Origin of the sequence: Comamonas sp. Tr-654, from assembly GCF_011752915.1 — a bacterium.
Classification (GTDB): Bacteria; Pseudomonadota; Gammaproteobacteria; order Burkholderiales; family Burkholderiaceae_C; genus Comamonas.
The window spans coordinates 183,591-199,871 of sequence record NZ_VWWQ01000008.1 but is presented as its reverse complement, the minus strand read 5'-3'; the positions used below and the strand labels follow the sequence as shown (position 1 = coordinate 199,871).

Here is a 16,281-nt window from a genome sequence, read left to right as displayed (position 1 = left end):
CAGGCTTGCAGCCTACATTACCACTGCACCTTCACACCAATAGAAGCCTGCACCCCGCTCTTGACCCGGCTGTCGCCACCGTTGGCCCACAGCTTGCCCAACTCACCATAGACACTGGTGCGTGGGTTGATCTGCAGGCTGGCGCCGGCGGCCATCTCAGTCGCGGTATAGCCCCCCCTGGCCTTGATGTCGGTGGTTCCGCCGGGCGCTGCAAAGCTGGCGATATCGGTGGTGTTGCTGGCCTTGTAGACATTGATGCGGCCATAGGGCTGCAGAACGCCGGCACCGGTCGCAAAGTTGCCCTTGATGCGGGCACCCAGGCGCACGGTCCAGTCATCGTCGGCCTTGTTCTTGACCGTGGCCAGGCTCAGCGCCGTGTCATCAATGCTGAGCTTGCGGTAGATGATCTGCGCCTGGGGCTCGATCTGCCAGTTGGAGGTCACAGCAAAGGCCTTGCCCATTTCCAAAGACGCCAGCCAGCCGCTGCCCTTGGTGCGGGCCTGGGCCGTGTCGCCGGCCGTGCGCAGGTCGCTGCGGTAGTCGGAGCCTTGCAGCACAGCATCGGCATACAGGCCCGACTGGTCCTGCCAGGTGCCGTAGACACCCAGATAGCGGGTGCGCAGATTGTTGAAGCCCACGTACTGGCGCTCGACACCGCTGGCAAAGCCCTTGACGCTCATGTCGCCTTCGAGCTGACCGACATAGATACCGGCCTTGATGCTCTGGTCTGCATAGAGGTCCAGACCAGCCTGGAAGCCGGTCAGGTGACCACTGCTTTCCGGGCTGACCGTGCCTTGCTGGGTGATCTTGGGATCAGTGCGCAGAATCCGGCCCCAGACACGGCGGCTGGCGCCCGTGTCGGAACTGGTCGTGGCTTGCGTGCCTTCATCACCCATGCGCTTGCGCAGGTCACCCAGCATGGCCATGTCAGCCTGACGCAGCTGTGCGGGCAGGGCCGACAACAGCGGCACTTCGGCACGATAGGCCGTGGTCGAACCGCTTGCCGTCGAATGCAGAGCAGCCCCCTGAGAGTTCTGTGTCAGGCGGTACTCGTAGGCTCCCGCATCCACATGCCCCCCTGCCAAAGTAAAGCTGTTGGCTTGCAGACTGCCACCGTTCTCCGTGCCGACGACCTGAATGCCTGAACCGGTGGTCTGCGCCCCCAAGCCACCGGCATTGGTGATCTGGATGGTGGTGTTGCCACTGGCCACAGCATTGCTGCCACTCAGCAGCAGCTTGTCTGTTGCACTGCCGTCGGCAGCCAGCACGGTCGCGATACCCAGCGTGCCGCCATTGCCTACGTAGGGGCCTGTGACCTTGAGTACCGTGCCCGGTGTGGCACCGCTATTGCTGCTGAGCTTGACCGTACCACTATTGCTCAGACTGGACAGCGTCTGGTTGTAGCCCGCCAGATCCAGCATGGCTCCACTGGCTACGGTGTGAGCAGAGGCGCCACTGAAAGCATTGACAGCACCTGCTTGCAGAGTTCCCTGAGCCACTTCGGTCACGCCGGTGTATCTGTTGGCAGTGCCCGTCAGTGTCAGCGTCCCTGTTCCTTGCTTGGTCAGCACGCCGGCACCGCTGATAGCCCCCGCCCAAGCTGCGCTGTTGATGCCGGTATCGATCACCGAGCTGTTTGTGCCAGTCATCAGCAGATTGTTGGCAATCGTCATGCCGCTGGCGGCTAGACCCAATGTGGTTCCATCCCCCATGGACAGTGTGCCTGTACCCAGACCCAGCGCATTGCCCAGATTGATACGGCCTTGCTTGAGCTTGACTCCACCGCTGAAAGTATTGGCGCCACTCAGCACAAGGGTACCGGAGTCGACCTTCTCGATACCGCCAGTGCCGACCAGCGGCGCCGAGATCGTGGCGGTGGTGCCGGCGTTGACGCGTACCGCGGCCAGGGTGCCGTCAACTGCATTGACCGGTGCCAGCGCGCTGCCCGCTCCAGCGACGAGGTTGTATCCATCGGTCAGGAACTGCATACCGGTGAACGACTGCTGGCCGTCCACGGTGACGGTGCCGCTGGCACCGCCAAAGACCGCGAACTTGCTGTCCCAGCCAACGCTGGTGATGCCGCTGGAGTTGGTCCAGTTGGTGGTGCTGGAGCCCCAGGTGCCGCTTCCGCCAGCGATGGCGCCATCCGGGCTAGTCTTGTATCCATTCCAGAACTGCAAACCGCTGGTATCCACGACCAGGTTGATCTGGTTGGCGAAGGCGTGTTGTAGTGTCAGGTCACTCGTTCCAAAGGTGCTTGGCAAGGTGCCGTAGACCAGACCGTTGTCGGTAACGCTGCCGCCGTAGGTGAACAGCTGATATACACCTTGGCCGAAGTTGCCGGCATTGGTGATGTTCAGCGTGCCATCCAGCACCAGGTTGCCAGCAACCGATACCACGGTGGTGGAGCCACCGGGAGCGCCTAGGGCGAAGTTCAGGTTGCTTCCCGAGGACAGGTTGAGGTTGCCGACCGACAGCGGCGCGGTGGCGGTACCTGCACTCAGGGTGGCGCCATCGGCGATGGTCACGGTACCGCTGTAAGCCCCGCTGCCGCCAAGGCTGGCGCCGCTGGCGACCTGCACGTTGGCGCTGGCCAGCGTGCCGTTGTTGACCAGGCTGCCGGCGCTGACCAGGGTATTGCCGGTGAAGCCGCTGCTGCCGGTGAGCACCAACTGGCCGGCGCCTGTCTTGGTCAACGTACCCGAACCCGTCAGGTTACCGCTGTAGGTACCACCAGTGTTCTGCTGGAAGGTCAGCGCGCCGTTGTTGAGAATCGCCCCTTGCAGGCTGGTGGTGTCACCAGTCACACTGCCTGCGTTGATGGCAGTGCCACCGCTATAGCTGTTGGCGCCGCTCAGAATCAGCGAAGCGTTACCGTTCTTGACCAGACTTCCGCTGCCGGATATGGCACCGCTGAGGGTGGTGTCCTGGTTACCGGCCAGCGTCATCTGGGACACCAGGTTGATGCTGTTGGTCAGTTGCAACGCCGCAGTACTGTCCAGCATCGAGTTGCCGGTCACGCTAACGTTGCCGCTGCCCAGAGCACCGTTGTTGCCCAGGGTCACACTGCCGCCATTGAGCACGGTACCACCGCCGTAGGTATTGATACCGTTCAGGGTTAGGTTGGCATTGCCGCTCTTGGTCAGGCTGCCGCCGCCGCTGACCACGCCATTGAGGGTCAGGGCATTGCTGCCGCCAATGACCAGGCCGCCGTTGAGCACGGTATTGTTGGCCAGCGTCACGGCAGTGTTGCTGTCCAGGGTGGTGCCGGCCGCTGCAGTCAGGTCGCCAGTTCCCAGTGCGCTGTTACCGCCTACCACCAAGGTGCCGCCATTAAGCGCCGTACCGCCGGTGTAGCCGTTGGCGCCGGTGAGCACGAGGGTGCCACCATCAAACTTGCTCAGGATGCCTGCACCATTGATCGCGACGCCGACGGTTGCGGTATTGCCGCTGTCGACACGGATATTGGTGACGCCCGCAGTGGTCAACAGCTGACCACCCACGCCGCCGTTGAGGGTGTAACCGTCGGAAGCGAACTGCAGGCCGGTGATATTCTGCGAACCGTTGACAGTGATGGTGCCACCAGCCCCCTGGAACACCGCAAAGGTGCCGTTCCAGCCCTGGTTGAGGCTGCCGTCAGCGGTGGTCCAGTTGGTGTTGGTGGCATCCCAGACGCCATAGCCGCCTTCGATGCTACCGTTGCTGACGATCTGGCTTCCGTCCCAGAACAAGACGTTGCTCAGACCGCCCACCACCAAGTTGACTTGATTGGCGACTGCGGTCTGCACCGAGACTTCACCGACCTGCACAGTGCCAGGCAGAGTGTTCACCACCAGACCGTTGTTAGTCAGGATGCCGGCGTAGCTCATCAGGCGATAGACACCGGCGCCGAAACCGCCGATGTCGGTCACGTTGAGCTGGCCGTCGAGGGTCACGTTGCCCGCCACCTCAACCAAGGCCGGCGCACCCGCCAGGGGGGCGCCCAGGGAGGCGTTGACGTTCGAGGCATCGCTCAGCACCAGTGAGCCGACACTCAGCGTTTTGCCACTTTGCAGGTTCAAACTACCGCCATCAGCGACGGTCACGACACCGCTTAGGCTACCGGTACCGGCCAGACTGGTGCCGTTGGCGACGTTCACGGTGCTGCTGCCCAGGCTGCCATTGACAACCAGGTTGCCACCAGTGACCGTGGTGGTGCCGGTATGGGTGTTGGTGCCCGTGAGCGTCAGAGTGCCCGTGCCGATCTTGTCCACCGTCCCGGTGCCGCTGAGGGTACCGGCGAAAGTGCCGCCGTTGATGCTAAGGGTATCGCCGGAATCGATGTTCACGTCACCGCCGCCGACCAGTTGACCAAGGGTGATGCTGCCGCCCAGGTCGAGCGTGGCGCCGCTGCTCAGATTGAGCTGCGACGGGTTTCCGAGGGCACCGCTATTGCTCGTATGAAGGGTGCCGGAGAAGATATTGAGGATACCGGCGAAGGTGTTGCTGCCGCCCAAGGTCAGGGTAGCCGGGCCGTTCTTGTTCAGGGTGCCGTTGCCGCTGAGCACGCCATTCAGGGTCAGGTTGTTGTTGCCGGCCACCGAAAGGGTGCCGCTGACATCAAAGTCGTTGAGCACGGCCAGTGCCGAGTTGGTATCCAGCGTGGTGGTACCGGTGATGCTGACACCACCGGTACCCAGCGCCAGGGCGTTGCCCAGGGTCAGGTCGCCGCTGTTGATGGTGGTGCCGCCGTTATAGGTGTTGGCACCGTTCAGAGTCAGGCGGGCAAGACCGTTCTTGGTCAGGCGTGCGCCTCCACTGATCAAGCCGTTGAGGGTCAGGTCGTTGCTGCCGGCCAGGGTCAGGCCTGCGTTCATCTGGATCGCATTGCCCAGGGCGAACACGCTGCTGGTGTCCAGTGCCGAGGTGCCACTGACGGTCAGCGCGCCGCTGCCCAATGCCGAGGCGTTGCCCAGGCTCAGGGTACCGGCCTGCAGGTCGACACCGCCGGTGAAGCCGTTGACGCCATTCAGGGCCAGGCGGCTCACGCCTTGCTTGACCAGGCGACCGGCACCGTTGACCAGGCCATTGAGCGTCAGGTCGTTGCTGCCAAGGACGGTCAGGTTGCCGGCCACGTTGACTGTATTGCTCAGACTCAGGGCCAGGCTGTTGTCCAGAGTGGTGCCATTGGCGGCGTTCAGCGCGGCGCTGCCCAGGGCACCGGACGAGGCCAGAACCAGGGAACCGGCATTGAGTGCCAGCGTGCCGGTAAAGGTGTTGGTGCCGCCCAGGGTCAGGCGGCTGGCACCGCCCTTGAGCAGGCTGCCGGTGCCGCTGATGTTGCCGTTCAGAGTCATGTCGTTGCTGCCCGGCAGGGTCAGCTGGCCGGTGACGACCATGTTGTTGGCCAGGGCCACCGCCGTGTTGCTGTCCAGCGTGGTGCCGGTGGCAGTGGTCAGGGTACCGACGCCCAGGGCAGTGTCGCTGCCGACCACCAGGGTACCGCCGCTCAGGATGGTGCCGCCGGTGTAGCCGTTGTTGCCATTGAGCACCAGGGTGCCGCTGTCGACTTTCTGCAGGGTGCCGGAGCCGTTCAGGTCGAGGTCCAGGGTCGCGGTGACGTTCGGGTCGACACGCACCGAGAAGTAGCCGTCGTTGCGATTGGAGACGTTCAGCGAACCGTCGGTGCCGCTGACCAGTTGGTAGCCATCGGTCATGAACTGCATGCCGTTGACCGCATGCGCGCCATCGACGGTGACGGTGCCGGCGCTGCCCATGAACACCGCGAACTGGCTGTCCCAGGTGCCGTTGCTGTTGCCGTCCTGGGACGCCCAGTTGGTGTTGGTGTCGTTCCACACACCGGTACCGCCGCTGATCGCGCCGTCGGCGATGTTATCGGCGCCATCCCAGAACTGGATGATCAGGTTCGGCGAGGTGACGATCAGGTTGACCTGGTTCGGGGCGGCGGTCTGCAGGGTCAGCTCGGTGCTGAGCACGTTGCTCGGCAGGGTGCCGTAGTCGAGGATGTTGTTGACCAGGCTACCGCTGTAGTCGAACAGGCGATAGACACCGTTGCCGAAGGCGCCGGCGTCGGTGACGTTGAGCACGCCATCGAGGGTCAGGTTGCCGTTGACGTTGAACAGCGCGTTGTTGCCGGTCAGCGGCGAGCCCAGGGCGACGTCGATGTTGGAGTTCTGGTTGAGGATCGTGTTGCCCAGGGTCAGTTGTGTGCCGCTGGTGCCGGCCAGGTGGCCGCCGTTGAGGATGGTGGTGGTGAGGTCGGTCGAACCGATACCGGTGAGGGTACCGCCGCTGTTGACCGTTATCGTCCTGACACCACCGTTGCCCAGGTTGGCGGTGCCATCGAGCTTGAATGTGCCGCCACTGACCACGAGGTTGGGGGTGTAGATCGAGCTGCCGCTGTAGGTCAGCACGCCCGTGCCTACCTTGTTCAACGTACCCTCGTTCCAGAGCGTGCCGTTGAACACGCTGTCGGTATTGGTGCCGCCCACGGAGACAACGGTGCCATTGTTGATGTTGAGCAGGCCGGAACCGGTCACGCCGCCGAGACTGCTGTTACCGGCCATGTTCAGCGTGGTGCCGCTGCCCAGGTTGATGTTGGTCGGGTTGCCCAAGGCATTGACAGTGCCGGTGGTGATGCTGCCGTTGGCGAGGTTGATGTTGCCAGTGAAGGTGTTGTTGCCTTCGATGTACCACTCTTCGACGCCGCTCTTGGTCAGATTGCCGGTGCCACTGAACAGGCCATACATCTGCGACATCTGGTTGTTGACCACGATGGTGGTGTCACCATTCACGGTGAGCGCGTTGGACATGATCCCGACGGCATTGAGATTCACGGTCGCAGTACCGCTGGTCACCAGCGCTCCGCTACCCAGGGCCGTGTTGTTGCCCAGCACCAGGGTGCCGCCACTCAGTGCCACGCCACCGGTGAAGGTGTTGCTGCTGCCGCCGAGGGTCAGGGTGCCGGTACCGGACTTGACCAGTTGCCCTGCGCCGCTGATGACGCCGGTGAGCGCCAGGTTGTTGGCCCCCGGCAACGACAGGTTGGCATTCAGCCCGATGGCATTGGCCACGGTGATCGAAGGGCTGCTGGCGATCAGGCTGGATGCACCGCCCACGGTCAGGTTGCCGACGCCCAGCGAAGAGTTGTTGCCCACCGCCAGGGTACCGGCGTTCAGGGTGGTGCCGCTCAGGTAGGTGTTGGGGCCGCTGAGGGTCAGGGTACCCGCACCGTTCTTGACCAGGCTGCCGGGACCTGTGACCACGCCATTGAGGGTCAGGTCGTTGCTGCCACCGATACCGACGGCACCCAGCAGCAGGACGTTGTTGCCCAGGGTCACGCTGGCGCTGTTGTCGATCACGGTGTTGTTGGCCGCGCTCAGGTCGCCGCTGCCGATCGCCCCGCTGTTGCCGATGATCAGGCGACCGCCGAGCAGGTTGGTGCCGCCGGTGTAGGTGTTGGTCCCGGTCAGGGTCAGGTCGGCGGTGCCGGTCTTGCGCAGGATACCGTTGCCGCCGATGGTGCCGCTGAGCACCAGGTTCTGCGCACCGGCCAGGGTCAGGGTGCCGGTCAGTTGCAGGGCGTTGGCCAGGGTCATCGCGCTGCTGTTGGACAGGGTGCCGCCCGACGCGGTGAGGGTGCCGCTGCCGATGGCGCCAGCGTTGCCCAGCACCAGGGTGCCGGCGTTGAGCTGGGTGCCGCCGGTGTAGGTGTTGGTGCCGCTGAGGGTCAGGGTGCTTGCGCCGTTCTTGATCAATTGGCCGCTGCCGCTGAGGTTGCCGGCCAGGCCGAGGTCGTTGCTGCCGGCCACGGTCAGGTTAGTGCCCAGGGCGATGGCATTGGCCACGGTGACCGCGGCATTGCTGTCCAGAGTCGAGACACCGGTGACGCTCAGGGCGCCGCCGCCCAGCGCGGTGTTGTTGCCCAGCATCAGGGTGCCAGCGCCCAGCGTGGTGCCGCCCAGGTAGGTGTTGGCACCGTTCAGGGTGACCACGCCGCTGCCGGTCTTAACCAGGCCGCCCGCACCTGCAACCACGCCATTGAGGCCGATGTTGTTGCTGCCGTTGAGGGTCAGGTTGGCGCTGAGGTTGACCTGGTTACCCAGGGTCACCGCGGAGGTGCTGACCAGGGTCGAGGCGGCACCGACATTCAGCGCGCCCGTGCCCATGGACAGGCTGTTGCCCAGGGTCAGGGTGCCGCCGTTGAGGTTGGTGTTGCCCAGGTAGCCGTTGATACCGCTCAGTGTCAGGTTGCCGCTGCCGTTCTTGGTCAGGCCGCCGGCGCCATTGACCACGCCGAGCAGGGTCAGGTCGTTGCTGCCGGCGAAGGTCAGGTTGCCAGCGACGTTCAACGCATTGGTCAGCACGGTGCTGCCCGATACATCGAGGGTGGTGCCGTCGGCCGCGTTCAGGGCGCCGCTGCCCAGGGCAGAAGCATTGCCCAGCACCAGGGTGCCGGCGTTCAGCGCGGTGTCGCCGGTGTTGGTATTGACGCCATTGAGGGTCAGGATGCTGGCGCCATTCTTGACCAGGCCGCCCGCGCCGGAGACGACGCCGTTCAGGGTCAGATTATTGCTGCCGGCGATGTTCAGGGCGCCAAGCAGGTTGATGGCATTGCCGAGGCTGACCGCAGTGTTGTTGTCCAGGGTGGTGCCGGCGCTCGCGTTGAGCGCTCCGCTGCCCAGGGCCGCATTGCTGCCGACGACCAGGGTACCGCCCGCGAGGGTAGTACCGCCGGTGTAGGTGTTGGTGCCGTTCAGGGTCAGGCTGCCCGCGCCGTTCTTGGTCAGGCTGCCGCTGCCGGCGACCACGCCATTCAGGGTCAGGTTGGCGGTACCCGGCAGGGTCAGCAGGGCACCTAGGTTGATCGCATTGTTGAGGGCGACCGCGCTGCTGGCATCCAGGCTGGAAACACCGGTGATATTCAGCGCACCGCTACCCAGTGCAGCGGCGTTACCCAGCACCAGGCCACCTGCGGCCAGGGTGGTGCCGCCCGCGTAGGTGTTGACGCCGTTCAGGCTCAGGAGGCCCGTGCCGTTCTTGACCAGGCCGCCTGCACCGCTGGCGACGCTGTTCAGGGTCAGGTCGTTGCTGCCACCGAGGGTCAGGGTCTGGGCCAGGTCGAAGGCATTGGCCAGGGTCAGCGCAGCGCTGTTGTCCAGGCTGGTGCCGGTACCGGCCACGTGCAGGGTACCGGTGCCGAGGGCGAGGTTGTTGCCCAGGACCAGGCCGCCCGCATTCAGGGTGGTACCACCGCTGAAGCCATTGGCGCCGTTCAGGGTCAGCAGGCCCGCGCCACTCTTGACTAGGCGACCGCCATTGATCACGCCATTCAGGGTCAGGGCATTGCTGCCGGCGAGGTTGAACGTACCGAGGGCGGTGATGCCGTTGCCCAGGGTCACTGCGGTATTACTGTCCAGGGAGGTGTTGTCGGCTGCGGTCAAACCTCCGCTACCCAGGGCCGCGTCGTTACCCAGCACCAGGGTGCCACCATTGAGCTGGGTACCGCCGGTGTAGCTGTTGGCGCCATTGAGCACCAGGGTACCGATGTCGACCTTGTTCAGCAGGCCAGCGCCGGTGAGGCCGGCATTGATCGTCGCGGTCGCAGTCGGGTCGACGCGGAAGGTCGAGGTGCCAGTGTCGTTGTTGATCAGCTGCAACTGGCCGGTGCCGCCGATGACATAGCCGTCAGTGACGAACTGCAGGCCGGTAATGGCCTGCGTGCCATTGACCAGCACGGTGCCCGCCGTACCCTGGAACACGGCGAAGTTGCTGCTCCAGTCGCGGTTGCCGGTGCCGTTCACGGTAGTCCAGTTAGTGGTCGTGGCGTCCCAGGTTCCGCTGCCGCCGTGGATCACGCCATCGCCGGTGGTGGTGGTGCCATCCCAGAACAGCACGGCGCCGTTGGCGCCGCCAACCAGCAAGTTGACCTGCGCGCCGATGGCGGTCTGTAGTTCCAGGTCGCCAGCGGCCACGCCGGTCGGCAGGGTGCCGATCACCAGGCCGTTGTTGGTCAGGGCACCGGTGTAGTCGATCAGACGGTAAATACCGGCGCCGAAGCCGCCGATGTCGCTAACGTTCAGGGTGCCGTCGAGAGCCAGGTTGCCGCCGACGCTGATCAGCGCATTGCCGCCCGTGGATGGCGAGCCGAGGCCGACATCCAGGTTGGCGGCGTTGCTCAGAGTCAGCGAGCCGACGCTGAGCTTGCTGCCGCTGTTGAGGGCCAGGTGACCGCCGTCGACCACGCTGAGCGCTCCGCTCAGGCTGCCGCCGCCAGTCAGGGTACCGCCGTTGTTGACCGTCACCAGGCCGCTGGCCAGCGAGCCGCTGACGGTCAGCACGCCTGCGTTGACCAGGGTGTTGCCGGTCAGGGTGTTGACCCCGGACAGTTCGATGTTGCCGGTGCCGACCTTGATCAGGCCACCGGTGCCGGCCAGGCCGCCGCTGAAGAGGCTGCTGGCATTGCCGGTGCCGACGGTGAGGTTGCTGCCACCAGCGAGACTGACCGCACCCGCACCGCTCAGGCCGCCGATGGCGGCACTGGCACCGAGGTTGAGGGCCGCGCCCGCGCCGACGTTGACGCCGGAGGTGTTGCCCAGTGCGCCGGTACCGACGGTGGTGACGCTGCCGGAAAGAATGTTCAGCGCACCGCTGAAGGCGTTGGCGCCGGCCAGGGTCAGGTCGGCCAGGCCGGTCTTGACCAGGCCGCCGGTGCCGCTGATCACGCCGCCGAGATTGAGGTTGTTGCTGCCGCCCAGGGTCAGGTCGCCCCCCAGGGCGATGGCGCTGCCTAGGGCGAAGGCCGCGCTGTTGTCCAGGGTCGCGGCACCGGTCACGTTCAATGCGCCGCTGCCGATGGCGCCGGCATTGCCCAGTGTCAGCTTGCCGGCCGCCAGGGTGGTGCCGCCGGTGTAGAGGTTGACGCCGTTCAGGGTCAGGTTGCCCGCGCCGTTCTTGACCAGGCCGGCGGTGCCGTCGATGACGCCATTGAGGGTCAGGTCGGAGCCGCCCGCCAGGTTCAGGTTGGCATTCAGGGTGATGGCGTTGCCCAGGGCGAACGGTGAGGTGCTGTTCAGGCCGGCCGCGCCGCCCACGGTCAGCTTGCCGCTGCCGAGGGCGCCGGCATTACCGAGGGTCAGGGTGCCGGCGTTGAGGGTGGTGCCACCGCTGTAGAGGTTGGCGCCGCTGAGGGTCAGGGTTCCGAGACCGTTTTTGATCAGGCTGCCGGTACCCGCGACCACGCCGCCCAGGGTCAGGTCGTTGCTGCCCGCCAGGGTCAGGGCACTGCTCAGGTTGACCTGGTTGGCCAGGTTGACCGCGGTGCTGCTGTCCAGGCTGGCGTTGCCGGTGACATTCAAGGCGCCGCTGCCGATGGACTGGCTATTACCGACCACCACGGTGCCACCCACCAGGGTGGTGCCGCCCGTGTAGGTGTTGGCGCCATTGAGGATCAGGCTGGCATTGCCGTTCTTGGTCAGGCCGCCGGCCCCGGCGACCACGCCGTTGAGGGTCAGGTTGGCGGTGCCGCCGATCAGGGTGTTGCCGGCGAGGTTGACCTGGTTGCCGATGCTGACCGCGGTGTTGGCGTCCAGCGAGGTGTTGGCCGCCGCATTGAGAATGCCCGTGCCCAGCGCAGTGTTGCTGCCAAGCACCAGCAGGCCGGCATTGAGGTTGGTGTTGCCCTGGTAGCTGTTGTTGCCGTTGAGCACCAGGGTCGCGCCACCGGACTTGGTCACGCCACCGACACCGGTGATATTGCCGCCCAGGGTCAGGTCGCTGCTTCCCAGCACGCCGAGGTTGCCGTTAAGGGTCAGCGCGTTACCCAGGCTGAGCACCTTGTTGGCATCCAGCGAACCGCCATTGACAGTGACCGCGCCGCTGCCCAGCGCGGTGTTGGAACCGAGCATCAGGGTGCCGGCGTTCAGGGTGGTGCCACCGCTGTAGGTGTTGGCGCTATTGAGTACCGCAGTGCCGGTGCCGCCCTTGGTCAGACCAGCGGCGCCGTCGATGATGCCGTTGAGAGTCAGGTTGGCGCTGCCGTTGAGGGTCAGGCCGGCGTTCAGGTGCACGGCATTGGTCAGCAACTGGTTGCCGGTGCTGGCCAGGCTGGCGGCACCGGCGACTGTCAGGTCGCCGCTGCCCAGGGCGGTGTTGCTGGCGACGGTCAGGGTGCCGGCGTTCAGGGTGGAGCCACCGCCGTAGGCGTTGTTGCCGCCCAGGGTCAGGTTGCCGTTGCCGTTCTTGATCAGGCTGCCGCTGCCGCCGATGGCGCCTTGCAGGGCCAGGTCGGTACTGCCGGCGAGGGTCAGCGCGCCGTTCAGGGTGAGCGCATTGGCCAGGGTCAGCGCGCTGAGGGTGTCCAGTGTGGTGGCGTCTGCCGCGACCAGGGCGCCCTGCCCCAGTGCACCGGCATTGCCGAGAACCAGCTTGCCGCTGTTGAGCAGGGTGTTGCCGGCGTAGTTGCTGGCGCCGGTCAGGATCAGGTCGGCGGTGCCGTTCTTGACCAGGCCACCAGCACCGCTGAGTACACCGCTGAGGGTCAGGGTATTGCTGCCGCCCAGGGTCAGGTTGGCGCCGAGGTTGACGGCATTGGCCAGGTTGACCGCGGCAGTGCTGTCCAAGGTCGCGGCACCCGCCACGTTGAGCGCGCCAGTCCCCAGAGCCTGGCTGTTGCCTACCAGCAGTCCGCCGGCGTTCAGGGTGGTGCCGCCCTGGTAGGTGTTGGCGCTGTTCAGGGTCAGGGTCGCGGCACCGTTCTTGGTCAGGCCACCGAGGCCGCTGACGGTTCCATTCAGGGCCAGATTGGCGCTGCCGCCGATGCCGAGGGTGCCGGCGAGGTTGACCGCGTTGGTGATCGCAACCGCAGTGTTGGCATCCAGGGTGGTGCTGGCCGCCGCGTTAAGGGCGCCGCTGCCCAATGCGGTGTTGCTGCCCAGCACCAGGGTGCCGCCATTGAGGTTGGTGGCGCCGCTGTAGTTGTTGGTGCCATTCAGGGTCACGCTGGCCACGCCGGTCTTGGTCAGGCCGCCGGTACCGCTCAGGGTGCCGCCCAGGGTCAGGTCGTTGCTGCCCAGTAGGTTGAGGTTGCCGCTGAGGCTGAGGTTGTTGGCCAGGCTCAGCGCAGTGCTTGCGTCCAGCGAGGTGCCCGCCGTGGTGCTCAGGGTGCCGCTGCCGAGCGCGGTGCCGGAGCCGAGCACCAGGCCACCGCCATTGAGCAGGGTACCGCCGGCGTAGGTGTTGCTGCCATTCAGGGTCAGGATGCCGGTGCCGGTCTTGGTCAGGCTGCTGGCGCCGTCGATCACCCCCCCGAGGGTCAGGGCGTTATTACCGGCCAGGGTCAGGCCGGCGTTCAGGTGCACCGCGTTGTTCAGGGTCAGGGCCGAGGTGGTGGCCAGGGTGGCGCCACCGCCGACGGTCAGGTCGCCAGCACCGATCGCACCAGCATTGCCCAGGGTCAGGGTACCGCCATTGAGGCTGGTGCCACCGCTGTAGGTGTTCACCCCGGTCAGGGTCAGGTTGGCCGCGCCGCCCTTGACCAGGCTGCCGGTGCCACCGATGACGCCTTGCAGCGTCATGTTGGACAACCCGCCCACCGTCAACGCGCCATTGAGGGTAATGGCGTTGGCGATGGCGACGGCGGAGAGCGCGTCAATGGTGCCAGCGTTGGCAATCAGGCTGCCCTGCCCCAGGGCGCCGGCGTTGCCGAGGTACAGGGTACCGGCGTTGAGGATGGTGTTGCCCTGGAAGGTATTGGCGCCAGCCAGCTGGACGATGCTGCTGCCGTTCTTGATCAGGTTGCCGGTGCCGCTGACCACGCCACTCAGGCTCAGGTTGTTGGGGCCGTTGAGGGTCAGGTCGCCGTTGAGGTTGACCAGGTTGTTGAGCGTGACGCCCGTGCCCGTCGCGCCCAGGGTGGTACCGGCGGCAGTCGTCAGGGTTCCGCTGCCCAGGGCGCCATTGTTGCCGACCAGCAGGGTGCCGGCGTTGAGCGCGACACCGCCCTGGAAGGTGTTGTTGCCGGCGAGGGTCAGGGTACCGTTGCCGTTCTTGGTCAGCGCACCCGCGGCACCGCTGATGATCCCGCTGAGCGCGAGATCGCTGCTGCCGGCGACGGTGACGTTGCCGCCGAGGGTCACGGCATTGTTCAGGGTACGCACGCCAACGCTGTCCAGCGTGGTGCCGGCGGCGGCAGTCAATACGCTGCTGGCGCCACCGAGGGCATTGTCGCTGCCGAGGATCAGTTTGCCGGCCTGCAGGCTGACGCCACCGAGGAAGGTGTTGCCACCGCTCAGGGTCAGGTCGGCAGCGCCTTGCTTGATCAAGCCGCCGGTGCTGCCGCTGATGGCGCCGCTCAGGGTCGTGGCATTGTTGCCGGCCAAGGTCAGGGTGCGGGTGCCGAGGGCGATATTGTTGTTCAGGGCGACCGCAGCGGTGGAATCCAGGGTGGCGTTGGCGACGTTGGCGGTCAGGGTGCCCGTGCCCAGCGCAGTGTTGCTGCCGACGGCCAGGGTGCCGCCCTGCAGGGTGACGCCGCCGCTGAAGTTGTTGGCGCCGCCCAGGGTCAGGGTGTTGCTGCCGGCCTTGACCAGGCTGCCGGTGCCGCTGATCACACCGCCAAGGGTCAGGTTGTTGCTGCCGGTCAGGGTCAGCGCACCGCTGCTCAGGTTGACGCTGTTGTTCAGGGTCTGGGCGCTGGTGGTGTCGAGGGCGGAGGCACCGGACACGCTCAGGGTGCCGCTGCCGAGTGCGCCGACGCTGCCGAGGATCAGCTTGCCGGCGGAAAGGTTGACGCCACCGGTGAAGTTGTTGGTGCCGCTGAGGGTGACGTCGCCGCTGCCGGTCTTGTTCAGCGCGCCGGCGCCGGTGAGGTTGCCGGACAGGGTCAGGGCGTTGGTATTGGCCAGGCCCAGCGTCGCGCCGAGGTTGATGGTGTTGGCCAGGGTCATCGCCGCGCCGGTCTGCAGGCTGGACGCGCCGGTCACCGACAGGGTGCCGCTGCTCAGGGAACCTGCGTTGGCCAGCGAAATGGCACCGCCGGCCAGCGTTACACCACCGGTGAAGTTGTTGGTGGCATTGCTCAGGAACAGGGTGCCGGTACCGGTCTTGGTCAGCGCACCGCTGCCGGTGATCTGGCTGGCGATGGTCAGCGCGTTGCTGCCCGATATGCTCAGGCCGTTGGCGCCGAGGGTGATCAGGTTGCTCAGCGAGATGCTCGGGTCCAGGGATGCCAGGCTACCGCCGTTGGCGAGGATACCGCCGGTGCCGAAGGCCGATGCGTTGTTGAAACTGACAATGCCGCCATTCAGCTGGACACTGGTGGTACCGGTGAGTAAGGGTCCCAGGACCGTCCAGGTACCGCCGCTGACCACCAGGTTGCTGAAGTTCTGGTAATTGGCCGAAGACACGCTGCCGCTGCCGTTGGCACTGTTGTCCAAGCCGTTCTGCAGGTTGAGGGTGTTGCTGCCGCCGGCACCCCCGTCGACGATGCCGGCACCGGCGAAGGCGACGCTCAGGCCAAGAATCGGCAGGGCCACGCCCACGCCACCGCCGCTCTGCACGACGGAACCGGTGATCGCATTGAAGGTGTTGTTGCCACCGCCTGTGCCCATGGACAGGCTGCCGGTCAGGGTGCCGGCGTTGGTGAAGGTATTGCCAAGGGCGTTGGCCTGGAAGGCGACCCGCCCGGTGATGTTGGCGCCCGAGGCGTTGGTGAAGTTGGCCTGGGAACCGCCATAGAGGGTCACGACCGGGGTATCCGGCGCCAGCAAGGTCAGGCCGAGCAGTGCGTTGGAGCCGATGGTACCGGTGTTGGTGATGGTGGTGGTACCACTGGCACCATTGCGCACGGCCAGCGCCATGCCAGTGACCCCCGCCAGGGGTATACCCACGCCGAGAACGTCGCCTGTTCCCTTCAGGGTCCCGCTGTTGGAGATGACGACGTTGCTGTTGTTGGCGTTACCGATGGTCACGCCGGAGGTCAGTATGCTGACCAGCCCCAGCAGCGAAGGGTCGACCGTGCCGGCGTTGGTGAAGCGCACGTTGTTGCCCGTCAGGTTCACCGCCGTGGTCTGCCCCAGGCCCGGGCTCACCTGCGCGCCCGTGAGCACGTTGACCGTGAGGTTGTTCAGCGGCGACGTGATGCCAGTGGTGATCACGCCACTGCAGTTGGATATGCCGTTGGCGGCGAAGGGATCACAGGCAGCATGGGCAACAGGTATTGACGCCGATGCTCCCCAGGCAATAGCCATGGCTGTCGTGACGGCTTTCCAACGGAACAGGGGC

The 16,281-nt window shown here is 65.6% G+C and carries 1 protein-coding gene; it reads right to left on the bottom strand.

All coding sequences use genetic code 11. The features are described 5' to 3' along the window. Window positions 1-17: 17 nt before the first annotated feature. Window positions 18-16,247 carry an autotransporter-associated beta strand repeat-containing protein gene (locus tag F3J24_RS22120; RefSeq protein ID WP_240154437.1) on the bottom strand — a complete coding sequence of 5,410 codons (16,230 nt, stop codon included), beginning with the start codon at window positions 16,245-16,247 and terminating at the stop codon, window positions 18-20. Window positions 16,248-16,281: the final 34 nt, after the last annotated feature.

What these genes read in the sequence shown, in the direction of transcription:
- F3J24_RS22120 (WP_240154437.1), bottom strand. Translation starts at nt 16,247, where the DNA reads ATGGCTATTGCCTGGGGAGCATCGGCGTCAATACCTGTTGCCCATGCT.